Annotated in this window: 28 protein-coding genes; 11 read left to right on the top strand and 17 right to left on the bottom strand. The window is 60.4% G+C overall.

Annotation, left to right across the window (positions count from 1 at the left end; translation table 11 throughout):
* Window positions 1-6: 6 nt before the first annotated feature.
* Window positions 7-837, bottom strand: a complete 831-nt coding sequence (gene dapB / locus ACFO6X_RS14080; protein WP_382434190.1) for a 4-hydroxy-tetrahydrodipicolinate reductase — start codon at window positions 835-837, stop codon at window positions 7-9.
* An 82-nt stretch (window positions 838-919) separates the two neighbouring features.
* Entirely contained in the window at window positions 920-1,462 is a 543-nt protein-coding gene (locus tag ACFO6X_RS14085; protein WP_382434383.1) for an outer membrane protein assembly factor BamE, read from the bottom strand.
* Window positions 1,463-1,565: 103 nt separating this feature from the next.
* Here ACFO6X_RS14085 and fur point away from each other — a divergent pair, with 103 nt between their 5' ends.
* A complete protein-coding gene (fur, locus tag ACFO6X_RS14090) occupies window positions 1,566-2,012 on the top strand; it encodes a ferric iron uptake transcriptional regulator (RefSeq protein WP_382434192.1) in 447 nt (148 codons plus the stop codon).
* A gap of 11 nt (window positions 2,013-2,023) precedes the next feature.
* Here fur and hprK read toward each other — a convergent pair whose 3' ends face one another.
* The 3 genes from hprK to hpf all read right to left on the bottom strand — a co-directional run bounded on the left by hprK (window position 2,024) and on the right by hpf (window position 3,920).
* Entirely contained in the window at window positions 2,024-2,974 is a 951-nt protein-coding gene (gene hprK, locus ACFO6X_RS14095; RefSeq protein ID WP_382434194.1) for an HPr(Ser) kinase/phosphatase, read from the bottom strand.
* Window positions 2,975-2,992: 18 nt separating this feature from the next.
* Window positions 2,993-3,460, bottom strand: coding sequence for a PTS sugar transporter subunit IIA (locus ACFO6X_RS14100; protein WP_382434197.1), 468 nt, complete (start codon window positions 3,458-3,460; stop codon window positions 2,993-2,995).
* A 127-nt stretch (window positions 3,461-3,587) separates the two neighbouring features.
* Entirely contained in the window at window positions 3,588-3,920 is a 333-nt protein-coding gene (gene hpf / locus ACFO6X_RS14105; RefSeq protein ID WP_382434199.1) for a ribosome hibernation-promoting factor, HPF/YfiA family, read from the bottom strand.
* Between the two features lie 312 nt (window positions 3,921-4,232).
* Between hpf and ACFO6X_RS14110 the strand changes: the two genes are divergently transcribed.
* Together ACFO6X_RS14110 and ACFO6X_RS14115 are read left to right on the top strand one after the other, a co-directional pair.
* Window positions 4,233-5,153: a phosphoribosylaminoimidazolesuccinocarboxamide synthase gene (locus ACFO6X_RS14110; protein WP_382434201.1), complete on the top strand. Its 921-nt coding sequence runs from the start codon at window positions 4,233-4,235 to the stop codon at window positions 5,151-5,153.
* A 15-nt stretch (window positions 5,154-5,168) separates the two neighbouring features.
* Entirely contained in the window at window positions 5,169-5,831 is a 663-nt protein-coding gene (locus tag ACFO6X_RS14115; protein ID WP_382434204.1) for a DsbA family oxidoreductase, read from the top strand.
* Window positions 5,832-5,839: 8 nt separating this feature from the next.
* Here the strand turns inward: ACFO6X_RS14115 and ACFO6X_RS14120 are convergent, their stop codons facing one another.
* Window positions 5,840-6,808: a tetratricopeptide repeat protein gene (locus ACFO6X_RS14120; RefSeq protein ID WP_382434207.1), complete on the bottom strand. Its 969-nt coding sequence runs from the start codon at window positions 6,806-6,808 to the stop codon at window positions 5,840-5,842.
* Window positions 6,809-6,903: 95 nt separating this feature from the next.
* Between ACFO6X_RS14120 and purE the strand changes: the two genes are divergently transcribed.
* Genes purE through ACFO6X_RS14140 form a run of 4 tightly spaced genes read left to right on the top strand, consistent with a single transcriptional unit; the run spans window position 6,904 to window position 10,559 of the window.
* Window positions 6,904-7,401, top strand: a complete 498-nt coding sequence (gene purE / locus ACFO6X_RS14125) for a 5-(carboxyamino)imidazole ribonucleotide mutase (RefSeq protein WP_382434209.1) — start codon at window positions 6,904-6,906, stop codon at window positions 7,399-7,401.
* Window positions 7,398-8,567: a 5-(carboxyamino)imidazole ribonucleotide synthase gene (locus ACFO6X_RS14130; RefSeq protein ID WP_382434211.1), complete on the top strand. Its 1,170-nt coding sequence runs from the start codon at window positions 7,398-7,400 to the stop codon at window positions 8,565-8,567. The genes purE and ACFO6X_RS14130 overlap by 4 nt, the downstream gene beginning before the upstream one ends.
* A gap of 11 nt (window positions 8,568-8,578) precedes the next feature.
* Window positions 8,579-9,565 carry an L-threonylcarbamoyladenylate synthase gene (locus tag ACFO6X_RS14135; RefSeq protein ID WP_382434214.1) on the top strand — a complete coding sequence of 329 codons (987 nt, stop codon included), beginning with the start codon at window positions 8,579-8,581 and terminating at the stop codon, window positions 9,563-9,565.
* Between the two features lie 49 nt (window positions 9,566-9,614).
* Window positions 9,615-10,559 (top strand): SGNH/GDSL hydrolase family protein, encoded by a 945-nt coding sequence (locus ACFO6X_RS14140; RefSeq protein WP_382434219.1) that lies wholly within the window; start codon window positions 9,615-9,617, stop codon window positions 10,557-10,559.
* A gap of 16 nt (window positions 10,560-10,575) precedes the next feature.
* Here ACFO6X_RS14140 and ACFO6X_RS14145 read toward each other — a convergent pair whose 3' ends face one another.
* Both ACFO6X_RS14145 and dacB read right to left on the bottom strand, forming a co-directional pair.
* Entirely contained in the window at window positions 10,576-11,739 is a 1,164-nt protein-coding gene (locus tag ACFO6X_RS14145) for an SGNH/GDSL hydrolase family protein (protein ID WP_382434229.1), read from the bottom strand.
* Between the two features lie 75 nt (window positions 11,740-11,814).
* Window positions 11,815-13,278 (bottom strand): D-alanyl-D-alanine carboxypeptidase/D-alanyl-D-alanine endopeptidase, encoded by a 1,464-nt coding sequence (gene dacB, locus ACFO6X_RS14150; RefSeq protein ID WP_382434236.1) that lies wholly within the window; start codon window positions 13,276-13,278, stop codon window positions 11,815-11,817.
* 85 nt (window positions 13,279-13,363) lie between these two features.
* Between dacB and ACFO6X_RS14155 the strand changes: the two genes are divergently transcribed.
* From ACFO6X_RS14155 to ACFO6X_RS14170, 4 genes are read left to right on the top strand one after another with little or no spacing between them, the layout of a single operon-like run.
* Window positions 13,364-14,347, top strand: coding sequence for a DMT family transporter (locus ACFO6X_RS14155; protein ID WP_382434240.1), 984 nt, complete (start codon window positions 13,364-13,366; stop codon window positions 14,345-14,347).
* Between the two features lie 12 nt (window positions 14,348-14,359).
* On the top strand, window positions 14,360-15,082 hold the full coding sequence (gene tsaB / locus ACFO6X_RS14160) for a tRNA (adenosine(37)-N6)-threonylcarbamoyltransferase complex dimerization subunit type 1 TsaB (RefSeq protein ID WP_382434242.1): 723 nt from the start codon (window positions 14,360-14,362) through the stop codon (window positions 15,080-15,082).
* Window positions 15,079-15,558, top strand: a complete 480-nt coding sequence (gene rimI / locus ACFO6X_RS14165; protein WP_382434244.1) for a ribosomal protein S18-alanine N-acetyltransferase — start codon at window positions 15,079-15,081, stop codon at window positions 15,556-15,558. The genes tsaB and rimI overlap by 4 nt, the downstream gene beginning before the upstream one ends.
* Complete coding sequence (locus ACFO6X_RS14170; RefSeq protein WP_382434246.1) at window positions 15,555-16,337, top strand: uracil-DNA glycosylase family protein; 783 nt, start codon at window positions 15,555-15,557, stop codon at window positions 16,335-16,337. Before rimI ends, ACFO6X_RS14170 begins: the two co-directional genes overlap by 4 nt.
* Before the next feature lie 23 nt (window positions 16,338-16,360).
* Here ACFO6X_RS14170 and ACFO6X_RS14175 read toward each other — a convergent pair whose 3' ends face one another.
* The 9 genes from ACFO6X_RS14175 to ACFO6X_RS14215 form a co-directional block, all read right to left on the bottom strand.
* On the bottom strand, window positions 16,361-18,160 hold the full coding sequence (locus ACFO6X_RS14175; RefSeq protein ID WP_382434248.1) for a methyl-accepting chemotaxis protein: 1,800 nt from the start codon (window positions 18,158-18,160) through the stop codon (window positions 16,361-16,363).
* 152 nt (window positions 18,161-18,312) lie between these two features.
* A complete protein-coding gene (locus tag ACFO6X_RS14180; RefSeq protein ID WP_382434250.1) occupies window positions 18,313-19,032 on the bottom strand; it encodes a hypothetical protein in 720 nt (239 codons plus the stop codon).
* A gap of 77 nt (window positions 19,033-19,109) precedes the next feature.
* Window positions 19,110-19,727: a hypothetical protein gene (locus ACFO6X_RS14185; protein WP_382434252.1), complete on the bottom strand. Its 618-nt coding sequence runs from the start codon at window positions 19,725-19,727 to the stop codon at window positions 19,110-19,112.
* On the bottom strand, window positions 19,724-20,335 hold the full coding sequence (locus tag ACFO6X_RS14190) for a hypothetical protein (protein ID WP_382434254.1): 612 nt from the start codon (window positions 20,333-20,335) through the stop codon (window positions 19,724-19,726). Before ACFO6X_RS14190 ends, ACFO6X_RS14185 begins: the two co-directional genes overlap by 4 nt.
* A gap of 9 nt (window positions 20,336-20,344) precedes the next feature.
* Complete coding sequence (locus tag ACFO6X_RS14195) at window positions 20,345-21,130, bottom strand: ABC transporter ATP-binding protein (RefSeq protein ID WP_382434256.1); 786 nt, start codon at window positions 21,128-21,130, stop codon at window positions 20,345-20,347.
* A complete protein-coding gene (locus ACFO6X_RS14200) occupies window positions 21,127-22,167 on the bottom strand; it encodes a FecCD family ABC transporter permease (protein WP_382434258.1) in 1,041 nt (346 codons plus the stop codon). Before ACFO6X_RS14200 ends, ACFO6X_RS14195 begins: the two co-directional genes overlap by 4 nt.
* Window positions 22,164-23,288 (bottom strand): ABC transporter substrate-binding protein, encoded by a 1,125-nt coding sequence (locus tag ACFO6X_RS14205; protein ID WP_382434264.1) that lies wholly within the window; start codon window positions 23,286-23,288, stop codon window positions 22,164-22,166. The genes ACFO6X_RS14200 and ACFO6X_RS14205 overlap by 4 nt, the downstream gene beginning before the upstream one ends.
* Window positions 23,273-23,827 carry a hypothetical protein gene (locus ACFO6X_RS14210; protein ID WP_382434268.1) on the bottom strand — a complete coding sequence of 185 codons (555 nt, stop codon included), beginning with the start codon at window positions 23,825-23,827 and terminating at the stop codon, window positions 23,273-23,275. Before ACFO6X_RS14210 ends, ACFO6X_RS14205 begins: the two co-directional genes overlap by 16 nt.
* A 2-nt stretch (window positions 23,828-23,829) precedes the next feature.
* Window positions 23,830-25,992, bottom strand: coding sequence for a TonB-dependent receptor (locus tag ACFO6X_RS14215; protein WP_382434270.1), 2,163 nt, complete (start codon window positions 25,990-25,992; stop codon window positions 23,830-23,832).
* Window positions 25,993-26,191: the final 199 nt, after the last annotated feature.

The following is a 26,191-nucleotide window of genomic DNA, read 5'->3' on the forward strand; positions in this document are numbered from 1 at the left end:
GAGTGCTCAGTTCAGGCCCAGCACGTCGAACATGTCGAACAGGCCAACCTTCTGGTCTTGCAAAAATCGTACCGCACGCAAACTGCCCTGGGCATAGGTGGTGCGGCTGGAGGACTTGTGTGTGATTTCGATGCGTTCGCCAGTACCCGCAAACAGCACCGTGTGATCGCCCACGATGTCACCACCGCGAATGGTGGCAAAACCAATGCTGGAGGGATCGCGCTCGCCAGTCACGCCTTCGCGGGCATAAACGGCACAGTCTTTCAAATCTCGGCCTATGGCCTTGGCAACCACTTCGCCCATCTTGAGGGCCGTGCCGGAGGGGGCATCCACCTTGTGGCGGTGGTGGGCCTCAATGATCTCGATGTCGTATCCGGTAGCCAGTGCCTTGGCCGCCATTTCGAGCAATTTCAGTGTGACATTAACACCCACACTCATATTGGGTGCCAACATGATGGCCGTGCGCTGGGACAGGGCAGCGATTTCGGCCTTTTGCTCTTCTGTAAATCCTGTGGTGCCCACCACGGCTTTGACACCCAGCTCGGCGCACATACGCAAATGGGCCAGTGTGCCATCAGGGCGGGTAAAGTCGATCAGTGCATCGGCATTTTGCAGCCCAGCACAGATATCGGCAGTGATGGGCACACCGCTGGCATGGCCTAAAAAGGCTGTGGCATCGGAGCCAACGCTGGGGCTAGCGGCAATGTCGAGGGCGCCCGTGAGTACGCAGTCGTCACTGGCACTGATAGCTTCGATCAACATGCGGCCCATGCGGCCACTGGCGCCGGCAACAGCCACGCGAAAGGTGGCAGAACGGGGGGAAAGGGAGGTGGTCATGCCATTCCTGAATTACGGGAGAAAACTACAGCAGGCACCAGCACCGCAACAACAGCACGATGGCACCCAAAAAACGATGGCTTCAACGCTCGGGTGTCTCCAGCGGAGGATAGCTGGTGCGGGCAGGGGCCGCTGGCACTGCCGTATCGGCCTTGGGGCGGGCAGGATAACGGGCCAGCTGTTCTGGCGTGGCCTCCAGCACCGGCACCTCTGGGGCTTTTTTGCGGTTGCCCAAGGTAGCGACAAATTCGCTCTCAGAGGGCATTTCGTCCCCTTCAAAGCGCAATAGGGTGTCTTCCTTGAAAAACACTGTGAGTTTGCGGGTTTGTGCTTCTACACCAGGGCGACGCAGGGTAAACACATACTCCCAACGGTCGGCATGAAAGAGGCTAGTGACCAGGGGTGTACCCAAAATATCGCGCACCTGCTGGCGGCCCATACCGGGCTGCAACGCCTCTACCTGCTCGCGCGAGACAAAATTGCCCTGCACTACATCAACCCGGTATGGCGTGACCACGCTGGCCAGACGCTCTCCGGTTCCGTCAAGACTGCCGCAGGCGGCCAAACTGGCGCCCCACAACAGGATAAGCCCCAGACGGGCACTGCAATGGACTTGGACGGGCATGGACAAAAGCATAGGACTATGATCGATCAATTCATTGTAGCGGCTGGCCCACAGGCTTCTGGCACCCCTGGCAGCCGAAAAATTTTTCACCCATGCCCTTGTCATGACAAATATCGACGAACTCAAGAGTACCGGACTCAAAGCCACCCTGCCCCGCCTGAAAATTTTGGAAATTTTTCAGAAGGGTACCCAACGCCACATGACAGCCGAAGATGTGTTTCGGGTGCTGCTGGAAGAACGCTCCGATGTAGGCCTGGCCACGGTCTACCGGGTGCTGACGCAATTTGAACAAGCTGGTCTGCTGATGCGCAGCAACTTTGAGAGCGGCAAGGCGGTTTATGAACTCGATCAGGGCCAGCACCACGATCACTTTGTTTGCACCCATTGTGGCAAGGTGGAAGAGTTTTACGATGCCGAAATCGAAAAACGCCAACAGGCCATTGCCAAAAGCAAGGGCTGGCTGGTACACGACCACGCCATGGCCCTGTATGGTGAATGCGCACAGTGCGTAACCCAGCGGGCTGTGTGCGACCGCTGCGACCAGTGTTGAGACGCTAGAGGCTAAAGGCCTTGATCCATGGCCCGGCGGTGGCGTTCGACAAATTCTTGGTAAGTGTCGATGCCCCGCAGGTTGAGAATGGTGTTGCGCACTGCGGCCTCGACCAGCACCGCAATGTTGCGCCCTGCCACCACCTGGATGATGACCTTGAGAATGGGGACGCCCAACACGTCTTGCGTCAAAGGCTCATAGGGCATGCGCTCGTAGTCGCGCTCCATAGTCTCTTTGCGCACCAAATGGACGATCAGGCGCAGACGCATCTTGCAGCGCACTGCCGTCTCGCCAAAAATGGCCCGTATATCCAGCAGACCAATGCCGCGCACTTCCAGTAGGTTTTGCAGTAGTTCGGGGCAACGCCCCTCGATGGTGGTTTGGTTGATGCGGTAAAGATCGACAGCATCGTCGGCCACCAAGCCGTTGCCGCGCGAGATCAACTCCAGCGCCAACTCGCTCTTGCCCAGGCCAGACTCCCCAGTGATCAGCACCCCCAGCCCCAAAATATCCATAAACACGCCATGCACCGTGGTGCGGTCGGCAAAGTGCTTGGACAGATAGGCCCGCAACACGTCAATCACAAAGGCTGACGACTCGTGGGTGGCAAACATCGGAATCTGCGCCCGCTCGCACATTTGCAGCAGCCCCTCTGGTGGGCCTTGGCCGTCGGCCAAGATCAGCACCGGCGGCTCCAAGGTGACGATGCGGGCAATACGGCGCTTGCAGTCTTCGGTGGTCGCGTTGGTCAGGTAAGCAATTTCACGCTCGCCCAAGATCTGCACACGATAGGGGTGTATGTAGTTGAGATAGCCCACCAAATCGGCGCCAGATCGGGCCGAACGCACGGCCAACTCATCAAAGCGCCGCTCGGAGGCACCCAGCCCAGCCACCCACTCCCACTTGAGGAGCGTGCGAAACTCCTCAAACAGGGCATCGGCGCTGACCACGTTGTGTTTCACGGTACAGCTCCGAACTTGTCAGGCGGCTTGGGTGGATTGCCAGCGTGCAATCAGACCGTGCAACTCCACCGCATCGGTGCAGGACTTGATGGTCTCACGCAAACTGCCATCGCTGAGCAGTTCGGCAATCTCCGACAGGATTTCGAGGTGCTTTTGTGTGGCTGCCTCGGGCACCAACAGGAAAATGAGCAAACCCACAGGCTGCTCATCGGGGGCATCAAAGCCAATAGGGTGTGCCAACTGAAACACCGCCGCCATCGGGGACTTGAGTCCCTTGATACGACCATGTGGAATGGCAACACCGTGGCCCAGGCCAGTAGAGCCCAGACGCTCGCGGGCAAACAGACTGTCGGTGATCAGCGCACGCGAGAGGCCGTGCAGGCTTTCAAACAACAGCCCAGCTTCTTCAAAGGCGCGCTTTTTGCTGGTGGCGTCAACGCCCACAAGAACTTGCGCGGCAGGCAGGATGGAGGAAAGTCGGTTCATGGTTTGGCGCAGATTATGCACCCGCTTACACAAGCATTTACAACTTGTCCTGCAGCACACGAAAACCACTCTAGGGCGACCAAGAAAGGGCGGGGAAGCAACCCCGCCAGAGACTGCCCCACCAGCATCATGCGCCTGGGCGGCGCCGCGCATCAGAATGGTGGTCTTGCAGGCGGTTTTTGTGCCGCACCACTTGGCGATCGAGCTTGTTGACCAGATCATCTACCGCAGCGTACAGGTCTTCGTGTGACGACTCGGCAAACAAATCATTGCCTTTGACGTGGATATTGCACTCGGCCCGCTGGCGCTTTTCTTTCTCCTTTTGTTTTTCCACGGACAAGAGCACCTTGACACCCACCACCTGATCGAAATGGCGCGTGATTCTCTCCAGCTTGGACTTGACATAAGTCCGCAACGAAGGTGTCACGTCCAGATGGTGACCGCTGATCGTCAAATTCATACTGTCTCCTGCGTTCGCTGTGGGAAAGGCCGCCCAAACACTGTGGATGCAGCCCGTGAAAATCTTCCAACGTAGACCGACTATGCGCCCGTGCCCACAGAAAAGCAACGCATACACCGCACTGAATCAGGGGGTGAAAACCCCTTGTCGCCACTGCCTCCAAAACCACGGACAATGTTGGGTTCTCCTGCAAAACCCAGTGACCGTACCCTTGGGCTGCTGCGGCCTAAAATCGCTCTTGCAGCCAGCAGCCTTGCGTCGGGCTGCCTCGCGCCATCCTAGGCACTTCCTGTTTTTCATCTCCCCGACACCATGACCCAGTCCAGCCCCTCTGCCCTGCACACCTCCGCATTGACCTCGTTGCCCTTGCTGGCACGCGGCAAAGTGCGTGACAACTACGCCGTGGGCGATGACCGCATCTTGATGGTGGCCTCTGACCGTCTGTCCGCCTTTGACGTCATCATGGGCGAGCCCATTCCTGGCAAGGGTGAACTGCTGACGCAGATGGCACTGTTTTGGTTTGACAAACTGGGCCACATCTGCCCCAACCACCTGACCGGCCAAGCCCCCGAGTCTGTTGTCACGCCCGAAGAAGTGCCCCAAGTGCAAGGCCGCTCCATGCTGGTGCAGCGCCTGCAACCCGTGCTGATTGAGGCGGTGGTGCGCGGCTATCTGGCAGGCAGTGGCTGGAAGGAATACCAAGAATCACAATCGGTATGTGGCGTGCCACTGCCAGCAGGCTTGAGCAATGCCGCCAAGCTGCCCCAGCCTATTTACACCCCTGCCGCCAAGGCCGAGATGGGTGACCATGACGAAAACATCACCTACGAACGCACGGTAGAGATGGTGGGAGAGAAGCTGGCGGCACAAATCCGCGACACGGCCATCCGTTTGTACCAAGAGGCTGCGGAGATGGCGCTGCAAAAAGGCATGATCATTGCCGACACCAAATTTGAATTTGGCCTGACCTCCGATGGCACCTTGGTACTGATGGACGAGGTGCTGACGCCTGACAGCTCCCGCTACTGGCCTGTGGAAGGCTATGAGGCTGCGCTGGCCGCAGGCCAAAACCCACCCAGCTACGATAAGCAGTTTGTACGCGATTGGCTGGAACAGGCCCAAGTAGATGGCCAAGCGTGGAACAAAACAGCCCCAGCCCCCCGTCTGCCCCAAGACGTGATTGAAAAAACGGCGGCCAAATACCGCGAAGCTCTGGCCCGACTGACGGCCTGAGGCAGGAGCCACACCATGCCCCGGCAAGTGCATATCGATGTCTACTCTGACCTCATCTGCCCGTGGTGTTTGATCGGCAAACAGCACCTGCGCCAAGCTCTGGCACAGGCGCAAGCTGAAGAACCAGACCTGCAAGTGACTGTGCAATGGCATGCCGTGCAATTGGTTGCTGGGGTGCCCGATGAGGGGTGGGACTACCCTGCGTTCTACCTGCGCCGCTTGGGCAGCGCGGCCATGGTACACACGCGCCAAGCGCAAGTGCGCGAGGCCGCAGCCCGTGCCGGTGTGGAGATTCACTTCGAGCGCATCACCCGCATTCCCAACACTGCGCCAGGCCATCAACTGCTGGCCTATGCCGCCCAACATCTGGCCCCAGCCCAGCTGGACGCACTGATGGAGCGGCTTTTCTCTGCGTTTTTCCAGCGTGGTGAGCACATCGGCCAGTGGCCCACGCTACTGAGCATTGCCACCGAATTCAGTCTGGACACACGGGCGTTGCAAGACTGGATTGCCAACAACCAAGGACTGCCAGAGCAGGTGGAGGTGCCCGGCGTGCCCTTTTTTGTGTTCAACCGTGCCCAAGCATTGTCGGGGGCACAACCTCCAGCCACGTTGCTGGCCGCCATCCGTCAAACGGCCATCGAGACCACACCCCACGCTGTGGCCTGCACCCTTTAAATCTACGCTCAGTTCAGCGCCATGCTGAGTCTGCGACGATAAGTAGACACCAACATGGCTTGAGGGTCTTCTTGCAAGGCCGCCTTGCCCGCAAGCGCAATGCCGGTTGCCGACTTGCCTGACGCATCGGTGCTTGGCTTGGGGCGCGGGGGCGTGAGCAACTCCAACAGGGCAACATAGGTTTTGCGTGGCGCTTCGTCATCCCATTTTTTGTCGCGTTGGATGATTTCGAGCAATTCATCCATAGCCAACGGCCATTCGCCTTGGGCAATGAGCAGGCGGCTCTTGGCAAAGCGGGTGGCAAAGTCACGCCGGTTATCGGTCAACAGCTCATCAAACTGTGCCATCGACCAACGGCCCCGTGGATCGTTGGCGACAAACTCCAGTGCATTGAGCCATTGGTTCAGTGCCTCAAAGCGCAGCTCTACCGGAATTTGTGCCATTGCAGGGGCCAAAGCAGCCGCAGCCTCGTTGAGTTGACCAGAACCGATCAGCCCTTTGACGTAATCGAAACGCAAATCGTTATTGCCGGGATCGGCTGCCAAGGCATCTGCCAAACGGTCTTGGGCTGCTTGGGCACCCTCTGGTTGCTCGGGTGCAGGAGTTTGTGGAGCAACCGCTTCGGCTTGCACCGGCTTGGCGTTGGACAGGTGGCGATCTAGGAATTCACGCACTTCCGCAGCAGGCAAGGCACCCACAAAGCCATCGACAGGCTGGCCCTCGTAAAACAAGACACAGAACGGAATGCTGCGCACCCCAAACATCTGCGACAGTTGCCCAGCAATCTGCGGCACCTTGTCAGCATCCAATTTGGCCAACACAAAGCGCCCGGCATAGTCGGTTTCTAGCTGCTCCAGCACGGGGCCCAGTTGCTTGCATGGGCCACACCAGGTCGCCCAGATATCGAGCAGAACGGGCGCCTGCATGGAAGCCTGGAGAACTTCAGCTTCAAAATTTTCTAGGGTGATGTCGATCATAGGGCTCGGGCCTCCCCAGACAGGGGCGGCAAAAAGTAAAATCTCGGGTTCACATTCTGCGGCAGCGGCCAGTATGGCGCACCGCTCCACACACTATGACACCCATACAAATCGGTGTGGTCATGGGCTCCAGCAGCGACTGGGAGACCATGCAGCACGCAGTGGAGATTCTCCAGCAATTCGGCATCGCCCATGAGGCGCGTGTGGTTTCAGCCCACCGTATGCCCGACGATATGTTTGCCTATGCCGAAGCTGCCGCAGGCCGGGGCCTGAAGGCCATCATTGCCGGGGCCGGAGGCGCTGCCCACCTGCCAGGCATGCTGGCCGCCAAAACCACAGTGCCAGTGTTGGGCGTGCCAGTGGCCAGCAAACATCTACAAGGGGTGGATTCATTGCACAGCATTGTGCAAATGCCCAAGGGCATCCCGGTAGCCACGTTTGCCATTGGCACAGCAGGTGCCGCCAATGCGGCACTGTTTGCTGTGGCGCTGTTAGCCACCGACAACCCCGCGTTGCGCACCCAACTGGAAGCCTTCCGTGCGGCCCAAACCGAAGTCGCCCGCAACATGGCCTTACCGCCCGTATCGGCATGAAGCAACTATCTGCCCCTCTTTTGCCCGGCGCGACGCTGGGGGTGCTTGGTGGTGGTCAGTTGGGGCGCATGTTTGTGCATGCAGCACAGGCCATGGGTTACTTTACGGCGGTGCTCGATGAAGACCCCTCTAGCCCAGCAGGCTTGGTCAGCCACCAACATATCCAAACCGGCTACCAAGACCCCGAAGGCTTGGCGCGGCTGGCCGATGTCAGTGACGCCATCACCACCGAATTTGAGAATGTGCCCGCTGTCTCGCTGGCGGCGCTGGCGGGGCAATGCTTTGTTGCTCCCACGGCCCGTGCTGTGGCAGTGGCCCAAGACCGTGCCCAAGAAAAGGCCCATTTTGTCGGCTGTGGTGTGCCTTGCGCCCCCTATGCCGTGATTGAGACCGCAGAACAGCTGGCAGCCGTGGATGTGGGCTTGCTGCCCGGCATTCTCAAAACAGCCCGCTTGGGTTATGACGGCAAAGGCCAGCAGCGCGTGCAAACCGCCGCACAACTGGCGGCTGCTTGGCACCACCTAGAGCAGGTGCCTTGCGTGCTAGAAAAAATGCTACCGCTGGCGCTGGAGTGCTCGGTGATTGTGGCGCGTGGTGCCGATGGCACGGTGGTGCATCTGCCGGTGCAACGCAACCTGCACCGCGATGGCATTTTGGCTGTGACCGAGGTGTACGAAGGCAATGTGCCTGCGGCTTTGGCCGCACAGGCGGTGGCTGCCGCCCAATCGGTAGCCCAAGGGCTGGATTACGTGGGCGTGTTGTGCGTCGAGTTTTTTGTGCTCGACGATGGCAGTTTGGTTGTGAACGAGATTGCACCGCGCCCCCACAACAGCGGCCACTACAGCCAAAACGCCTGTGATGTTTCGCAATTTGAGTTGCAAGTGCGCACCTTGGCGGGCCTGCCGCTGGTGCAACCACGCCAGCACAGCGCCGCCGTGATGCTCAATTTGCTGGGCGATTTATGGTTTGCGCACAGCGACACCGCACAAACGCCCGCGTGGGATGCAGTGCTGGCCTTGCCCGGCACGCACCTGCACCTGTATGGCAAAACGGTGGCCAAACATGGGCGCAAAATGGGCCACCTCAACATCACTGCCCCTACGCCAGATGCTGCCCGTGCTACCGCCCTGCAAGCGGCGGCGTTGCTGGGTATTGCACCGTTCTGAGCGCCAGCACCATGATTCTGGATGGCACACTGCCCGCTTCCATCACCACCGCAGCCCAAACTCTGCGCAATGGCGCTCTGCTGGGCCTGCCCACTGAAACCGTTTATGGCTTGGCTGCCGATGCCAGCAACGATGCGGCGGTGGCCCAAATCTTTGTTGCCAAGGGCCGCCCGGCAGATCACCCGTTGATTGTCCATGTGGCCGATGCCATCGGGATAAGCCATTTTGCCCGCGAAGTGCCCGCGTTTGCACAAGCACTGGTGGATGCCTTTTGGCCCGGCCCCCTCACCTTGATTTTGCCGCGCCTGCCCAGTGCAGCAACTGCTGCCACTGGCGGTCAAGACAGTGTGGGCTTGCGTTGCCCTGCGCACCCAGTAGCCCAAGCGGTGCTGCACGCTTGTGCAGCGCAGGGTGTGTGGGGGCTGGCAGCCCCGAGCGCCAACCGTTTTGGCCGTGTCAGCCCCACCACGGCACAGCATGTGCAAGAAGAACTGGGCACCGCACTGTTGGTGCTCGATGGTGGTGCCTGCACCGTGGGCATTGAGTCCACCATTGTCGATTGCACACGGGGCGTGCCCGTGTTGCTGCGCCCTGGCGCCATCACCCGTGCGCAAATCGCCGCTGCCTGTGGTGTGCAGCCACTGTCCAAAGAAGATTTGCCCGAACACACGCCGCGCGCCTCTGGCACGCTGGTGAGCCATTACGCCCCCCATGCCAAGGTGCGGCTGATGGATGCCCCAGCCTTGCAAGCGGGGTTGGACGTGCTGGGTGCTGATGCAGCCCATCTGGCGGTATATGCGCGCACCCCCATGCGCAATGCCTCCAGCAGGGTGCTGCTGCGCCAAATGCCCCACCATCCCGAAGCTGCGGCCCAACAATTGTTTGCCACCCTGCGCAGCCTGGATGATGCTGGCGCGCGCCTGATCTGGATCGAGACGCCACCCAACACCCCGGACTGGGAAGGGGTGCGTGACCGTTTGCAACGCGCTGCCGCCTGAGTCCGGCATCGCTACACTCAGCCCCTATCTACACTGGAAAGAACACACCATGGCAGCAAACTGGATGCGCCGCACCACCCTGGCCGTCGCCTGCGCGGCAACTGCACTGCTGAGCGCATGCGGCTCCAGCAATATCGAGTCGGCACTGGCCCCCGAACGGCTGATCGCCTTTGGCGATGGCTACAGTGCATTGGGTGAACACCGCTACACCGTCAACAACGGCAGCCTCAACAACTGGACGCTGCAATTGCTCGATTACTACCAGAAGGCAGGCCACGCACCCAGTGGCTTGGTCAATTTGGCCCAAGGCAATGCGCGCCTGACACAACACCCAGACGCCGCAGGTCAGACCAGCACGCGCACCCTGACGGAACAGATCGACACCTTTTTGGCTGCCCAAAACCTAGGGGCCAACGATATTGTGTTGGTCAATGGAGGCATCAGCGACCTGATTGTCGACATGGCTGCCGTACGGGCCGGAACCCTGAGTGCCGAACAGTTTGTAGCCCAAGCCCGCCAGCATGGCGAAACCCTGGCAGCACAGGTGCGCCGTTTGGTCGCCGCTGGTGCCAACCATGTGGCCGTATCGGGCACTTATGACCTAGGCCGCACCCCTTGGGCCACGACCATCGATCAAAAAGACCTACTCAGCCAAGCCAGTAGCCATTTCAATCAAGGTCTGTTGGTGGCATTGAACGATCTAAGCCAGCATGTGTTGTATGTGGACGTGGCCTACTACGTGAACCTCTACACCTCCAGCCCAGCATCGTTCTCGTTCAACAATGCCACCACACCGGTTTGCACTTCCGTGGATGCAGGCAACGGCATTGGCATCGGCACCGGCCAGATCAACTCCAGCCTGTGTACCGAGGCCACTCTGGTAGCCAATGCCGAAGTCGACCGCTATGTGTTTGCCGATGCGGTCTACCTCACGCCCTCGGCCCACCGCCAGTTGGGCCTGTATGCCTACGACAAGCTGCGCGCCCGTTGGTAGTCTGCCAACTGCCGCATCACAGCCAACCGGCTACTTCTAAACGCTCGATGATGTAATCCGACATCAGGCGGTAACCCCGTGGCGATGGATGAACATCGTCGGCATAGAGGTAGCCGTCCGTGTTGGTGGCCACGGTGCTGTAGCCCGTACAGACCAGCGCCGTTCCGTTCAGCGGATTGAGGGTGGGATTGGTGCTGCAGGCTGGATCGGTGATGTTGGTCAAACCAAAACGGCGCGGGTCGGCCACCTGCGCCCGGCTCTGGGCAAAAAGATCGGCTTGCACCACCGCAGTGCCTGTCAGGCCCGCCTGCAATTGGGCATTAAAGGCCATCACCATAGTGGTGATAAGTTGGCGGGTGGCGGCGTCATAAGCCAAGGCCAGCGGGGTGGTAGCCACATCGGGCACATTGGCTACCAGCACATATTGCGCCCCCTTAGCCAGCATCTGCTCTCGCACCAGCGTTGCCAAGGTGGCACCGGCCTGGGTCATGCCCTGCACGGCGGCAGCAGCAGCGGCACTGACCGCAGCATTACCACCGGCGAGCACTGCCGTCTGGGCTGCCCCATCCCAACCTGCAGCCAAAGCGGCTCCCACTGCGGCCTGCCCCCCTTGGGGGGCTGCGGCCACCGCCTTGAGGTGCATAAACAAATCGTTGGCGCCAGCCATCACTGTGACCAACTCGGTACCCGCAAAAGCACCGCCTGTGCGCGACAGATGGTTGGCAATCTGGGTTTGCACCGGCACGGCTGTCACGCCCAACGTACTGGCATAAAACGGTGCCGCTTGCAACGCCACGCTATGTGGCCCCAAGGGGCTGCTCACACGGGCACTGCCTTGGGCATAGTTGTAGCAGCCAGGCACGCTGGTCACGGCAGCCCCTACCAAGCCAGGGATATTAGGCAACAGCCCCGTCTGTGCAGCACAGGGGACGGCCACAGACAGGCGCTGGGCCAGATGCTCAGTCCAGTTCAGCCCCGAGGCTCCGTTGATGGTGTATTTGCCTCCACCCAAAGCCGCTACGGTGCCCACACGGTATGAGCCGACATCGCTCAGACTGTCACCAAAACTGACCATGCCGCTCCAACGCACCGCACCGTCGTCGCTACCGCCACAGGCCGCCAACACCGCAGCCGTCAGCACCGGAACGGCCCAACGGGCCAAAGAAAACTGTCGTGTCATGAAAAAGACTCCTGAATGGACAGGGCACCCACACAACGGTACCCCATCGGGAAAAATGGTACTGTAGTGGCGTGCTCAAGGGCTACCAGCGTCTGGGCGCTGGGCTTGGGCCGTCCATTCCACCAGCGCATCAAACACCGGACGGGCCGCTGCCGCTTGGGCGTGGTTGACCACTGCTACCAGCACGTAACGGCGCCCATCGGCAGCATGGACATAACCGGCAATGGCCGCCACATCACGCAAACTGCCAGTTTTCAGGTGGGCGCGGGCACTGGCACGGCTACGGCGCAGGGTGCCATCTACCCCAGTGACCGGCAAGGACGCCAGCAGCTCGGGCATCACCGGCGAGGCCCAAGCGGCCTGCAACATACGCGCCAAGGATTGGGCTGTGATGCGGTTTTGGCGGCTCAGGCCAGCGCCGTTGTCCATCGCCGGAAAATCGGCATCGCCCCAGCGAGCACGCCACCACTGACGCACAGCCTCGCGCGCATTTTCTGGCGTGCCAACACCATGCTGCTGCCAGCCCAAAGTGAGCCACAGCTGCTGTGCCATCACATTGTTGCTGTATTTGTTGATATCACGCACCACCTCGGCCAAAGGGGGGGATGTAGCGACCCAAGCAGGCTCCAAATGGCGCGGCACTGTGCCATAACGCACTGTGCCAGTGAGCTGGCCGCCCAATTCATGCCACATGCCTTCTACCGCCCGCTGGGCATAGCGTGCCGGATCGGCATAAGCCACGGCCCAACTGCGCTCACCACAAGCCGCTGGGTAGGCTCCGCGCAGCACCACACGGTGGGCATCGCTCCAATCGGCACGCAAGTTGGCACGCCAATCGCCACAGGCGGTGCCCGCAGGGGCCAACGGCACTGTGGCGGGCACTTGCACCCCTGCCAAGGGCGGGTCCATTTGCACTCTGGCCACCCCAGCAGCCTGGTCTGGCCCCAAATTCAACACCACCGCCTTAAAGTTGAGCAACAGTGCATCGGGCGCTGCGTTGTAAGGCCGCAGCGGCTCGCCATCGAATGCGGCGGGGTCGTGGGTGGGCAAGACAAAGGCCGATTGATCCAGCACGATATCGCCTGCAATATGGCGTATGCCTTGCCCCTGCAAGCGCCGCAGCAGCAGCCACAGGCGCTCCATGACCATTTTGGGGTCGCCCTGCCCCCGCACATACACATTACCGTGCAAAGTACCAGAGCGCACCGGGCCATCGATATACACCGGGGTCTGCCACACATAGGCTGGCCCAAGCAGTTCTAGGCCAGCATAGGTGGTCACCAGCTTCATGACCGAAGCCGGATTCATGGGCACTTGGGCACGGTGGGCCAAACGCGGTGCCCCTCCAGCGGCATCTGCCACCCATACAGACACCGCATCGCGTGGCAACTGGGCACGCTCGAGCGCAGCCTGCACAGGGGCAGGCCACTGCGCCTGCGTGGCCGGGGCCGCCTGTACGCCCGTCAACGCCCATGCCCCCATCAAGGCCACACCTAACCGGCGACCAGCACCGCTACACCAAAAAGCACAACACAGCATGGCTACCAGTCTATGCCCAATCGGGCCAGCACCCCCTCATCCCCCTGCACCACCACGGGTACAGCCTGCCGCTGATAATCCCGCGATGCGTTTTTCTCCCCGCTCTGTGGGCCTGCTGGCCGCTTTCGTCACCGTAACGATTTGGACGGCCTTTATCCTGATTGCCCGCGCGTCGGCGCAGCGCAGCCTGGCACCATTAGACATTGCTTGGCTGCGCGTGTTGGGTGCCAGCATGGTGCTGCTGCCTTGGGGCTGGTGGTTGGTGCGACGCCGCAGTGCCAGCCCAGCTCGTGGCGCTGCCGTGCCATCGAGCCTGTGGGGGTTTTCGCCACTGCCACTGCACCTGACCATGCAATTGGGCATTTTTGGGGGTGTGATTTATTGCCTGCTGGCCTATTCGGGCTTCTTTTATGCCCCAGCCACCCATGCCTCGGTGCTGATGCCGGGCAGCTTGCCACTGTGGACTACGCTGCTGGCCGCTTTTTTACTGCGTGAACACATCACGCCACTGCGGGCCACGGGGTTGGCCCTGATCGTGGTAGGAGACTTGCTGGTGGGTGGCAGCAGCTTGCTGGCCTCATTGCAAGGAGGCTCTATCTGGCGGGGCGATGTGCTGTTCATGGCCGCCTCGTTCTGCTGGGCCTGCTATAGCGTGCTGGCCAGACGCCACGGGGTGGATGCCGTACAAGCCACGATTGCCATTACTGCCTTTGCGCTGGTGACTTATGTGCCAGCCTACGCACTGCTGGTGGGCTTGGGCCTGCTGGGCAGCCAACTGGCGCAAGCGCCTTGGAGCGAAATCGCCTTTCAGATGCTGTTCCAAGGGGTAGGCTCGGTGGCTATCTCGGGCATCACCTTCACACACATGGTGCAACATTTTGGCCCCGTGCGCTCCACCATGATCACGGCGCTGGTGCCGGGCCTGTCGGCTATCGGGGCCGTGGTGGTGTTGGATGAGCCCATGCACTGGAATCTGGTGGCCGGGCTGCTGCTGGTGACGGCAGGCATCTTTTTTGGCGTGCTGGGGGTGCGTGCAGCCCCTGTAGCCACCAGCCAAGAGCGTGCATGACAATGTCGCCCCATGAACCTGCTTGCCTTTGACACCAGCACCGATACCCTCTCCATTGCTGTGGCGCATGGCCCAGCCCTGTGGCAGCACAGTGGCCCCGGCGCGGCACAGTCCTCGGCCACACTGATTCCGGCCATCCAGCACCTGCTCCAAGAAGCGGGCTTGACCTTAGAACAACTCGATGCCATCGTGTTTGGACGTGGCCCCGGCTCGTTCACCGGCCTGCGCACTGCCTGTGCCATTGCCCAAGGGCTGGCCTTGGGTGCTGGAGGGGGACGCGGCCTGCCAGTGTTGCCCGTGGACACCCTGATGGCTGTGGCCGAAGAAGCACGCCAGCAATATGGCTGCACCCAGATTGTGGCTACGCTGGATGCCCGCATGAACGAGGTCTACCACGGCCACTACCAATGGCAAGACGCCACTTGGCAAATGCCGCAGGATTTTGGGTTGTGTGCCCCCGAGGCAGTGCCCGTGCCCCCAGGCTGGACCGTGGCAGGTAACGCACAGGCGGCCTATGGCCCACGTCTGGCACCACAAGCAGCCCATGCCGTGGCTTGGCCCACGGCAACGGCCTTGCTGCGTCTGGCCCCTGCCCTACTGGCCGCCGGTGCTGGCGTGCCTGCCAGCCAAGCACTGCCCCGCTATGTGCGTGACAAGGTAGCCAAAACCACTGCGGAACGCGAGGCCGAACGGGCCGCCCCACAAGCCGCACACCACACCAGCACACAGCCATGAGTGCGCAACCCCTTCCCCCCACCTGTGCCCCCGAAGTCTGCTTACTGCCTTTGGGTATCAATGACCTGGACACCCTGATGGCCGTGGAGCAACGTGCCTACTCCCATCCGTGGACGCGGGGCAACTTTACCGATGCACTGGCCAGCGGCTACCAGATTCAACTGCTCAAAGGCGGAACTCAACTGCTGGGCTATTTTGTCGCCATGCCGGGGGTTGATGAGGCCCATCTGCTCAATTTGACTGTAGCGCCCGAGTTTCAGGGCCAAGGCTGGGCGCGCATACTGCTGGATGCGCTGGCGCTGTGGGCCCGCAGCCAAAATGCCCAATGGTTGTGGCTGGAAGTGCGGGTGAGCAACCTGCGCGCGCGCCATGTCTATGAACAATATGGCTTTCGGCGCGTGGGCGAGCGCAAGCGTTACTACCCCGGTGCCGATGGGAGCCGGGAAGACGCCATCGTCATGAGTGTGCTGCTATGAGCCTGCATTTGGATAGCCGCCAGCGCGCCATGCTGCAAGAAATGGGTGTGCCTGTCTGGTGGCCTGCCGCTCCACTGCCACACACAGTGGCAGCCGTTGCACACCCCGATGCGTTGACGCCACCCACGGCAAATGCCGTGCCACAGCCAGCGCCCATACTGCATCCCACCCCCACACCGCCACCATCCAAGGCGGCCTACCAGCCCACCGCCCCAGCAACCAACACGCCCGCTGAAAGCGCCAACACCACCACCACACTGGTACTGCACCCCCCCCGGCTGCTGTACCCCACCCCAGCCGCAAACACCCCCGCACCTGCCGATCTGGGACATGATGCTTGGCTGATTGTGGCCGAGGGGCGTGCAAATGCCGATCCACTGGCCGGTGATGCCGGTACGCTGCTGCACCACATGCTGCGTGCCTTGCAACTGCACCGGCACCCTCAGGTATTTTTCTGTGGTGTAGAGCTGGCTGCCAACACACCAGCAGACAGCCCCACCCACCCAGATGCTCTGCTGCATGAAGCACTGGCCCAGATACGGCCCGTCATGGTGTTGCTCATGGGACGGCTGGCAGCCCGTGCGGCCCTAGGGCGCACCGAACCACTAGGACAACTGCGGGCCCAACCCCACAGCGTGGCAGGCCACCCAGCCATCGTCACTTACGATGCGCCCTATTTGCTGCGTTTGGGCAAATACAAAGCCGCCGCTTGGGCCGACCTGTGCCATGCACGTCACATGGTTCGCACCCATCCCACTCGGCCAGAACAACGCCCCTAGAGAAGTGCGGCAAACGGTGCCCGTCAGGCGGCCTTGTCAAGCACAAACGCACTGGCCATCTGTGCCAAATTGGTGGCTTGGTCTTGCAAGCTGGCAGCGGCGGCGGCCGCCTCTTCTACCAATGCCGTGTTTTGCTGGGTGTTGTCTTCCATCTGGATGATGGCTTGGCTGATTTGCTCAATGTCGCCAATTTGCTCACCGCTGGCTTGACTGATCTCAGCAATAATGCCCGTCACCTCCTGCACGCTAGAGACAATCTCTTGCATCGTGGCCCCCGCCTGCTGCACCAAGGTGCTGCCGCTGTGTACCTTCTCTACCGACATATTGATCAGGGCGCTGATCTCGTGGGCAGCGGCAGCTGAACGCTGGGCCAAAGTGCGCACCTCTGAAGCCACCACCGCAAAGCCACGCCCCTGCTCCCCGGCACGGGCGGCCTCCACCGCCGCATTGAGAGCCAAGATATTGGTCTGAAACGCAATCGAATCAATCACCCCATTGATATCGGCAATCTTGCGCGAGGATTGGTTGATCTCCTCCATCATCGTGACCACGCCAGACACCACCTCGCCACCCTTGCGCGCCACCTGCGAGGCAGACTGCGCCTGCCGGTTGGCTTGCACTGCGTTGTCGGCATTGGCGCGCACAGTGCCCGTGAGCTTCTCTACGGAGGCCACCGTGGCACGCAGGGCATGGGCCTGCTGCTCGGTGCGCTCAGACAAATCCCGGTTACCTGAAGCAATTTCTGCCGTAGCCATCTCTACCGATCGGCTGGTGTCGCGCATGTGGTGCAGCACATCCATCGTGTGATCGGCAAAACGGTTGTAGGCCTGTGCAATCTGACTCAGCTCGTCAGTACCAGAAGCCACCACACGGCAAGTAAAGTCGCCTTCACCTGCTGTAGTAATGGCTTGGCGCAAATCCTGCAACCGTGCCAACGCCCGACTGATCGCCACATAAAGCAGTACCGCTGCGACCAAGGCCATCAGCAAGGTGGAGCCCACCGAGGCCTGAAACATGGTGTCTAACCCCGTGGTCACTTCGGCATGGTCCATCACAATCGCCAAGCGCCAATCGGAACCGGGCACCACATCGGAATACACCATGCCTTCGCGACCGCCAAAATCCATCATGCGCTCTTGCGTGGTGCTGGCATCCTTGAGCACCTGCAACGACAAGGCCGGATGGATGGCCGTGATGGGCTTGAGCGTCAGTGCGTGGTCGGGATGGGCAATGATGGTGCCATTGCCACTGACCAAAAAGGCAAAGCTGTGGGGCGTGGGCTTGATGGCAGCAATGGCGGCAATCACGCTATCGAGCATCACATCACCCGCCGTCACGGCCTGCACCTGTGCCGAAGTGCCCACCAGATCAGAAAACGTGATGATCAGTTTGCCCGAACTGGCACCAATAAAGGGTTGGGTGATGGATGGCCCTGCGGCCTGCACCGCCCCCTTGTACCAAGCCCGCTGGGTAGGGTCGTAGTCGGCAGCACGTTTGCGGTTTTCCGAAAACACATAATGTTTGTCTGGAAAGCCCATGTACGCTTGGTCAAACTGTGCTGCCTTGACCGCCGTCTGCAACATAGGCACCGGGTTTTCTGCCGTCACATGGTCTTTGAGCGATGCCACCACACGCTGCTTAGCGTGTACCCATTGGCCCAATGCTGCACTATGGGCCTTAGCCAAAGCAGAGGCTTGGCTGTGGAGCATTTCTAAACTGCTGCTGCGACCGATCATGAAGTTGGTCGTAGCCACAATGATCATGGCCAACGCAACAATACCCACGCACAGGGCCACCATGCGTGTTCGAAGAGAAGAAAACATAGGTAAAGACGGATAAAGCCACACCCAGGCGGCCAACTGGGCCGAGGGCAAAGATCAAAGTACGCACCAGACAGAGTGTATTTCCATACAATTTTGTATGGAAAACTGCTGCTACTGGCTAGGCCAACAGCAGCCGTGGTGGTGGGATGGGCCTAGTGCTGACTAGACTGGTCGCAACGCAGCGTGGAGGGTGGGGCCTGGGTAGCTACAGTCGCAAAATCGCTCAAAGCCCCCAACCGCCCCATCTGGCCCTGAAAGAGGTAATAAATGCTGGCCGGTGCCACCGTGGGCACCGCTACATCGGCGCCCACACACAAGGCGCCCCCTTGGTAACAGCGGGCCACATAGGGGCTGACCACTTGGGTCGGGGTAGGCTGAGAGAACAGCGCAGGATAACTGCGCTCGGCCCAATCCAGCACACACTCCAATGGCTGTGAAACCCCAGTGCCCGCCACCAGACGCTCCACCTCGGCCCCATCCTGCACGGCAAACACCAAACGGGCCACGCGTGCGCCAGGGGCTGTGGGGACAAAACCCACCAAGGTGGAACATCCCAACCCCGGTTGCAAAGTTTGACCACTACAGCCGTCGGCCCCCTGCACCGTAAAGTCTTCTGGAGCCACTGTAGGGCAGCCCAAGGCAGCACAGACCGCCATCTGGCCATCTACACGCACCTGCCCCAAGGTGACGGGACTGCTTCCTTGGTTAAAAACCGAGAAATACTGGGCCGCATAGGTGGCACCTACCGGAATCTGACCAAAGTGGTGCTCAGGTGGCGGATCTGTCACTACCACCTGGGCCAGTGCAGGCACTGCCAATGCACACAACCCAGCCGCAGCGATGGTCTGACGAACAAAAAGAGGAAAGCGCATGGCGAACAGCTCCTGCAAACAGGGGTGGAAAAGCTGCCAGCTTGCCGCCATTGCCTCAGGGCGTCAAGCACTGGCGCTCAAGCACCAGCCCCCGCATGCAGCCAAGGCAAAAAGCCCTGCAAAAACCGGGTGGTGGCAGGCATGAAATAGCTGCCGTGGTGATAACAAGGGTCTAACGTGGTCAAGATCATCCGGCCTGGAGTGGTCACATGGTCTTCATAGAAGATGCTGCCACCATCGGCATGATCGATCAGGCTGCGGCAGCCCTCGGGCAGTACGAAAAAACCATGCTGGTGCCAAGTGGCATCGGGCAGGCTGATGTGCTGCCACATCGGGTGTTCAGGCTGCACCATGCGCAAGCGCGAATCAGCCCCCGGCGTCAGCCACCACCAAAAGTTGACCTCTCGCGCAAACCACTGCACCCCTGGCAACCAGCGTTCCGATTGGCTCTCTCCCAAGGCCACAACGGTCTTGCCGCTGTCCAGAAAACGCCGAATGGTTGGGGCGGCGGCCACCATCAGTTCGGGGTCTTGACGGGCACTGACATAAAGGATGTCCACATCGTCCAATGCGGCGGTGGGCAAATCCTGGGCATAAATCAGTCGGTCAAAATAAGACCGCAGCGCCGGATCGTGCAAGGTGGCCTGATGGTAGTACGTGCCGCCATCCACGGCAGCAATGCGTTGGTGGCTCATACGGTCACTCCTTCCAGCAGCCATTCCAGCAATTGGGGGGCAATACGCCGGGCACTGGTGTTGTCGGCGGCATACATCCACAAGTCATTGCCGCCATGCACCAACAGGCGGCCTGCGCCCGCCAGTGGCAGCTCCCAGTCCAGTGGCAGCGCCTGCGGGCCAATGCCATGAATGGCCTTGGCCCCCGGTGGCAACGGGTTGTGCCCCCGACCATAAAAACCGGCCACACCCCGGCGGTAGGTCAGGTCATAGGTGTCTACCCCCCTAAATACCGGGTGCTCCATCAACCGTTGCACCTGCAAACCTGCCATATTGCGCTCGGCCAATGGCACAAAAGGGCGCAGCATTGGCAGAAAAGGGTAGGCCACATGCCCGTTGATGACCATAGAGCCGCCCTGTTGCAAATAATGGTCTAACAAACTCTGGCGAGCCTGCAAGGCCCGCTGATCCACATGGCCTGCCACCAACACGGCCTGCACGCCCTCCAGACATTGCGCATCCAAATCGTAGACACGGATGGCACGCCCATATTCACGCCAAAGCGGCAGATGGAAAAAAGCCTGCCCCAGTGGGGCCACGCCTTCAATAAAAAGCAAGGGTGGATGCATCACAGTGCCTCAAGGTAAAGAAGGGGTTGGTAAAGACACCATCGCCCGACCAATAGCGTGGTACAGCGGAATGGCGGTCTGCACGGCCCGCCCATCCACTTCCAATGCCATGCGTTGGATAGGCAAGCGATACAGGCGACTCAGTGCCTCAGTGGTCACGGTGTCGAGGGTGGCACCAAACAAAAACGCCTGCGCATCCAGCAACAGCAGCGACTGGTCAGCAATCTCAAGTGCATGCTGGGGCACATGGGTGGTAAAAACCACGGTCATGCCTTCGCGGTGGGCCAAGTCGCGCATCACCTCCAGAATGACGGCTTGGTTGTGAAAATCCAGCGCCGAAGCAGGCTCATCCAACAACATGACCTGGCAGCCCGAGGCCAGAGCGCGGGCCATCAGTACCAATTGGCGCTCACCCCCAGAGAGGTGGTGAATGTCCCTCTCGGCAAAACGGTCGGCATCCAAGCGGCGCAGGCAGTCATGGGCCACAGCGCGGTCGTGGGCGCTGGGCGCACCTTTCCAGCCAATATGGCGTGCGCGCCCAGTCAGCACCAAATCCAGCGCCGTCATCTCAAAACCGGGGTGAATAAATTGCGGCACATAGGCTACGCTGGCATCACACTGCACCCGGCCTTCTTGGGGGCGCGCCAAACCGGCCATCACCCGCAATAGGCTGGACTTGCCTCGGCCATTGGGGCCAAGCACCGCCAACACCTGCCCAGCCTGCAAAGAAAAATCCAGATGGCGCAACACCCAAGTGGCATAGCAGATGCCCACATCGCACACTTGCAGCATCATGCCTCCCCCGGACGGCGCATCTGGCGCAACAGGTAGGCAAAAACCGGCGCCCCCACCAAGGCCGTCAGAGCGCCCAAGGGAATCTCGGCATCGGTCACGCTGCGCGCCAAGGTGTCCACCACCACCAAATACACGGCTCCCAGTAGCGCCGTCAGCGGCATAAAAGCAGCAAAGTGGTTGCCAAACAGCAACCGCACCAGATGGGGCACCACCAACCCCACCCAACCAATCACGCCACACACTGCCACCGAGGCTGCGGTGATGAGCGCCACCGCCAGCAGGGCCAGCGTGCGCACCCGCTCTACCGGCAGGCCCATAGCGCGCGCATCATCCTCGCCCAATGACATCACATGGAGCTGGAAACGAACCAGCCACAACGCCACCAACCCCAGGCCAGTAGCACCAGCCCCTAGCCACAGACGCGGATAATCGGCAGCCGCCAAACTGCCCAGCAACCAAAAGACAATGGTGGGCAACTGGTTTTGCGGGTCGGCCACAAACTTAGCCAAAGACACCAACGCCCCAAACACCGCACTGACCACCACCCCAGACAGAATCAGGGTCAAGATACTCTCGCCACCACCGCTGTGTGCCAGCCAGCGCACAAAATACAGGGCCGCCATGCCCCCCAGCAGAGACAGCAACACCAGCACAGTGCCACTGCCATCCAACAAAATGGCGAGCACACCACCACAGGCTGCCCCAGCAGAAACGCCCACCAACTGCGGGTCGGCCAACGGATTGCGAAACAGCCCCTGCAAGGCTGCTCCCGACACTGCCAACCCGGCCCCCAAAATGGCCGCCAGCAACACACGGGGCACCCGGCCCCACAACACCAACCGCTGCTCCATTGGCGTCCACCACGGCTCTAGCCCCAACCACGGTGGCAACACAATGCCCAACGTGTGGCTGAGCGGAATGTCGTAACGCCCCACACCCAGCGCCAGCACCAACGTCACGGGCAACAACACCGCCAACACACCATAACCCACCCGGATCGACAGCAGCCCACGCACCCCTGTTGTGCCCCAACTCATGGTTTGCCCCCGGCACGCAACACCTGATAGCCCCGGCTGGATTGGTTCAGTGGCATTTGCAACACCCGATCCAGATCGGCCTCAGACACCGTGGCGGCATACAGGTCTTGGTAGGTGTTGCGCACCCGCTCCCGAAAACCCTGCAAGGCAAACCGTTCTGGATGCAATAGGCCAGCCAACCAACGCCAAGCCAAGGGGGTTTCTTGGCTGGGCGGGTCCCAACGGAAGCCACCGCGTGGCATTTTGTACAGACGCCGGGCCTGCACCGCCGTGGTGACTGACAAGATAGGGTCGTGGTACAAATCATCTGGCACCAAATGGCTGTCCAAGTTAGCCAGCAAAATCACCTCTGGGTTCCAAGCCACGATCTGCTCTTTGGTCACCGCAGCATTGCCCTTGACGGCACCGGCCACATTGATGCCCCCAGCCAAGCGGATATCGTGGTCCATGTTGGTGCCCATACCCCCCACCTGCACACCACCGTGGTAACGGTACAAAAACAGTGCCCTCGGGCGCTGTGACGGCGCAATTGCTGCCACCTGCATGCGCAAGCTTTGCTGTTCTTGCTCAATCCATGCCGCCAGTCGGTTGCCACGCTCTTGGCGCCCGGTCGCCTGCCCAATCAGCCGAAACCACTGGGTCACATAGTCGGTCTGGCCGTATTTGAGGGTGAGCACATTCAGACCCATCTGCTCCATAGGCCGCACAATCGACTCGCCCCGGTCACCCCATTGCAACACCACATCAGGGCGGGCATTCATCAATGCCTCAATGTTGGGGGCAAAGCCTTCTGTGGCCATATTGGCTGCGATGCGCGGAGCCGCCGGAAAGAACCGCCCCAACATGCCCTGCTGCATGTCTTCCCGCGCTGCGGGGTTAATGCCCACCAGCCGCTCAGTTGAGCGGTCAAGCGTCATCACCATCGAGGCGCCAGGAATCACCAAACTGGCAATGCGCTGAACTGGCACGGGCACGGACACCGAGCGGCCATTTTGGTCGGTCATAGACATGGTTTGCGCCTGCACCGCTCCGGCCATCTGCACCGCTGCCACACAGCCCCATACCTTGCACACCAGCGCGCAGCGCGCCATCAGCCCACCGCGCTTCATGGTGCTGGACATTCCATGAAATCGAGCACATCTTCCGGTGCCAGCGCCAGCACGCGGGCCTCGATATCGCACTTGAGGGCATCAAACTCTTGGCGGGTGTGCTCGTCGAGCCCACCACTGCGTGCCAAACCAAACAACTCGTAGAACCGCTCGGGCAATACACCGTCACGCACTTGGCACAACACGCTACATGGACCTGCCACCACAATCCACGAATAAGAAAAATCGGCATGGGGATTGAGCCGTGCATAGGGCTGTGCCTTGTCCAACACATAGGCCGAACGGGTCACGGCACGGGTGATGTATTCAAAGGCATCACGTACGCCCGTGCCCGGATGACCCGTGACCACCTGCACCGCATGGCGCGACATGTGCCCGTGGGTGGCTACCGCCAACCGTTGCAAGGCACCTTGCAGCCCCACAAAAGCAACAGCCAACATGGCAAAGTTGCCATCCATATGGAAGGTACGCACCGCGTCATAGCGGATGCAGGTGGATTGCCCGTTCTCAAAAAGGACAAAAGCTTGGTCAAAAACAGTGGACTGTGGCATGGTCAAAATTGGGTAGTGAGAGAAATCTTCAAATTGCGCCCCGGCTCTAGCAGCGGGTTGGTGTACGAGACAGGTGCCGCAATGGCCTCGCGGGTAGTGGCGTCGGCATAGGCCTTATCGAACAGGTTCTCGATACCTATACGCAAGGTGGCCTTGGGATAAGACGGATTGAGTCGGTGCAGGTCTAATCCGGCATACAGGTTGAACACGCCATAGCCCGCGCTGGCGCGCTCTAGGCTGGTGTCAATGCGCGTCTTGCGCTTGGACAAGCGCAAATCACCCTCCCACTGCCAAGGGCCACTCTGGTAGGCCAGCCCCACTGTGCCCACCAAAGGTGCGATGTATGACAACGGCTTGTGAGCCGTTTGGTTGGTGCCCTCGGTGTAGGCGGCGGCCAGCTTGAGCGTCCAGTCCTTGCGCAGCATCTGCTTGAGGTCAAACTCCAGCCCCTGCACCTCGGCCTTGCCAATGTTGATCCGGCGGGAGGACACCAAATCCAAGTACAGCAGCTCCTGCTGGGCAATCAGGTTGGTGTAGTGGCTTTTGTAAAGCGTCAGGTTGGCGCTCAAGTGGGGCAAGCGCAAACGGGCACTGATGTCCACCGTCTTGCCCTCTTCGGGCTCCAGAGAGGGATTGGGCAGCAAATACCCTTTGCCATAGGTGCCATAAGAAAACTTCTCGCCCGAGGTGGGCACCCGGTAGCTGGTGCCAAAGTTGGCAGCAAAATTCAACCAGCCTGAAGGTTTAAAGACGGTGCCTAGGGCATAGGTGGTCTTGCGATCGCGGGCATCGCGGTGGGCCAGAATCTCACTGGTCAATGCCGGAATGGTGATGATGTTGGCAGCGGTTTGGGTGTGATAGCGGTCATGGCGCACATTGCCCGAGAGCAGCCAACGCTCGCTCAATTCATGCTCCAGCAGGGCAAAAGCCCCTAGGCCTTTGGTGGTGCTGTCGCGCCGAGCCGTGCTGGCTACGGTGCCAGTGCCTTTGACTTGCGTTTCGGCACCATCCCAATCCTGCACGAAAAAGTCCAGCCCCGCAGTCAAAACAGATTGGGGCACGATGTCAGACACCACCATCAGCTTGCCGCCCACCTCCTGTGGCCCCACCACATAGCGGTGTGTTTCGGCCATAGAGGTGGCGTTGGGATAGCGGGTCGTGACGACATCGGTGTAAAGATCGCGCACATACAAGCTGGCATTGAGCTTGCCAATACCCGATATCTTTGGCTGGCCCGCATAAGCCAAGCCCACATAACGCTCACGGATGGGGTCTTCGCGCAAGTACACCCGCTGTGCCAAGGGTGCCTCCATGCCCGGCGCCCCACCCAAGCCACCGGCCCGGTGCGACTCCACTTCGGCGGCCTTGAACTTGAGTTCCAGCCGGTCTTGGGCGTTCAAACTGTAGCCCAACACACCCGAAATTTGCTGGTCATCAAAACGGCTGTGGGTCGCTGTGCCCAAAGGGGTGTCGTAGTCGCCAGCCTTGCGCACACTGCCCGCCAGCCGCAGGTCAAAGCCTTTGCCACCACCGGTCACGTCCAGCCGGGTGGCGCGCAAGTTGTTGATGCTCTCATAGGCCAGATTGAGCCCATGAAGCCGCAGAGAAAAGGTATCACTGAAATCGGGCTTGGCTTTGCGGGTGACGATGTTGACCATGCCCGCCATAGCCTCCGAGCCATAAATGGCGGCGGCTGGCCCGCGGATGACTTCCACCTGCTCGATCAACCCAGGATCAATCAGGTTGTATTCCAGCGTATTGCGGCCCCTAAAACGCTCGCCATCTATCGCTAACGGTGATTTCAGGTCATTGCTGTTGAAGCCCCGCATCACCACTTGCCCACCCAGCCCCCCTGCGCGCGAAAAGCTCAGGCCGGGCACTTCTTGCATCGCCTCCACAACGCTGACGGGTGCTTTGGTAGCCAAAGTCGCCTGATCTACCACCGAGACCGGCTTGCTCTCATCATCGAGTCGGGTTTCACGAAAATTGGTGGCCGTCACCGTCACGGCCCCCAACTCTGGCACCGCCGAATCACTCGCCCCCTGCTGGCCCAGTGCCTGCGGACTGCCCACCAGGTACAGCCCCATGCCCACCAGGGCCAGCCAGGGAGGTGAAACCAAACGACCATGCCCCACACGCAAGGGAGCCAATAAACGAACCGGCATACAGCAATCTCCAGACAGACAGGGGTTCACGCTGGCTGGCAACCGGCCCTGACGGACTGGCATGGCTGACTATGCGGACAGATGTTTTATTTTACAGTAATAAGAACTATTCTCAAATAATTGCCTCTTTGAGCTCCAAGACATAAAAAATGCCAGTCGACTGTTGGCCGACTGGCATGGCCCCCAATGGGGGTGGAGC

It is taken from the genome of Giesbergeria sinuosa, assembly GCF_042652905.1.
Taxonomy (GTDB): Bacteria; Pseudomonadota; Gammaproteobacteria; order Burkholderiales; family Burkholderiaceae_C; genus Simplicispira; species Simplicispira sinuosa.

Excerpts from the sequence above, each read along its gene's own strand:
- ACFO6X_RS14115 (WP_382434204.1), top strand. The coding sequence starts at position 5,169 with ATGCCCCGGCAAGTGCATATCGATGTCTACTCTGACCTCATCTGCCCG.
- purE (WP_382434209.1), top strand. The coding sequence starts at position 6,904 with ATGACACCCATACAAATCGGTGTGGTCATGGGCTCCAGCAGCGACTGG.
- ACFO6X_RS14155 (WP_382434240.1), top strand. The coding sequence starts at position 13,364 with ATGCGTTTTTCTCCCCGCTCTGTGGGCCTGCTGGCCGCTTTCGTCACC.
- ACFO6X_RS14130 (WP_382434211.1), top strand. The coding sequence starts at position 7,398 with ATGAAGCAACTATCTGCCCCTCTTTTGCCCGGCGCGACGCTGGGGGTG.
- dapB (WP_382434190.1), bottom strand. The coding sequence starts at position 837 with ATGACCACCTCCCTTTCCCCCCGTTCTGCCACCTTTCGCGTGGCTGTT.
- ACFO6X_RS14180 (WP_382434250.1), bottom strand. The coding sequence starts at position 19,032 with ATGCGCTTTCCTCTTTTTGTTCGTCAGACCATCGCTGCGGCTGGGTTG.
- ACFO6X_RS14145 (WP_382434229.1), bottom strand. The coding sequence starts at position 11,739 with ATGACACGACAGTTTTCTTTGGCCCGTTGGGCCGTTCCGGTGCTGACG.
- ACFO6X_RS14135 (WP_382434214.1), top strand. The coding sequence starts at position 8,579 with ATGATTCTGGATGGCACACTGCCCGCTTCCATCACCACCGCAGCCCAA.
- ACFO6X_RS14195 (WP_382434256.1), bottom strand. The coding sequence starts at position 21,130 with ATGATGCTGCAAGTGTGCGATGTGGGCATCTGCTATGCCACTTGGGTG.
- rimI (WP_382434244.1), top strand. The coding sequence starts at position 15,079 with ATGAGTGCGCAACCCCTTCCCCCCACCTGTGCCCCCGAAGTCTGCTTA.
- ACFO6X_RS14210 (WP_382434268.1), bottom strand. The coding sequence starts at position 23,827 with ATGCCACAGTCCACTGTTTTTGACCAAGCTTTTGTCCTTTTTGAGAAC.
- ACFO6X_RS14170 (WP_382434246.1), top strand. The coding sequence starts at position 15,555 with ATGAGCCTGCATTTGGATAGCCGCCAGCGCGCCATGCTGCAAGAAATG.
- dacB (WP_382434236.1), bottom strand. The coding sequence starts at position 13,278 with ATGCTGTGTTGTGCTTTTTGGTGTAGCGGTGCTGGTCGCCGGTTAGGT.
- tsaB (WP_382434242.1), top strand. The coding sequence starts at position 14,360 with ATGAACCTGCTTGCCTTTGACACCAGCACCGATACCCTCTCCATTGCT.
- ACFO6X_RS14120 (WP_382434207.1), bottom strand. The coding sequence starts at position 6,808 with ATGATCGACATCACCCTAGAAAATTTTGAAGCTGAAGTTCTCCAGGCT.
- ACFO6X_RS14215 (WP_382434270.1), bottom strand. The coding sequence starts at position 25,992 with ATGCCGGTTCGTTTATTGGCTCCCTTGCGTGTGGGGCATGGTCGTTTG.
- ACFO6X_RS14200 (WP_382434258.1), bottom strand. The coding sequence starts at position 22,167 with ATGAGTTGGGGCACAACAGGGGTGCGTGGGCTGCTGTCGATCCGGGTG.
- ACFO6X_RS14205 (WP_382434264.1), bottom strand. The coding sequence starts at position 23,288 with ATGTCCAGCACCATGAAGCGCGGTGGGCTGATGGCGCGCTGCGCGCTG.
- ACFO6X_RS14185 (WP_382434252.1), bottom strand. The coding sequence starts at position 19,727 with ATGAGCCACCAACGCATTGCTGCCGTGGATGGCGGCACGTACTACCAT.
- ACFO6X_RS14140 (WP_382434219.1), top strand. The coding sequence starts at position 9,615 with ATGGCAGCAAACTGGATGCGCCGCACCACCCTGGCCGTCGCCTGCGCG.
- fur (WP_382434192.1), top strand. The coding sequence starts at position 1,566 with ATGACAAATATCGACGAACTCAAGAGTACCGGACTCAAAGCCACCCTG.
- ACFO6X_RS14110 (WP_382434201.1), top strand. The coding sequence starts at position 4,233 with ATGACCCAGTCCAGCCCCTCTGCCCTGCACACCTCCGCATTGACCTCG.
- ACFO6X_RS14085 (WP_382434383.1), bottom strand. The coding sequence starts at position 1,462 with ATGCCCGTCCAAGTCCATTGCAGTGCCCGTCTGGGGCTTATCCTGTTG.
- ACFO6X_RS14190 (WP_382434254.1), bottom strand. The coding sequence starts at position 20,335 with ATGCATCCACCCTTGCTTTTTATTGAAGGCGTGGCCCCACTGGGGCAG.
- ACFO6X_RS14100 (WP_382434197.1), bottom strand. The coding sequence starts at position 3,460 with ATGAACCGACTTTCCTCCATCCTGCCTGCCGCGCAAGTTCTTGTGGGC.
- ACFO6X_RS14175 (WP_382434248.1), bottom strand. The coding sequence starts at position 18,160 with ATGTTTTCTTCTCTTCGAACACGCATGGTGGCCCTGTGCGTGGGTATT.
- hpf (WP_382434199.1), bottom strand. The coding sequence starts at position 3,920 with ATGAATTTGACGATCAGCGGTCACCATCTGGACGTGACACCTTCGTTG.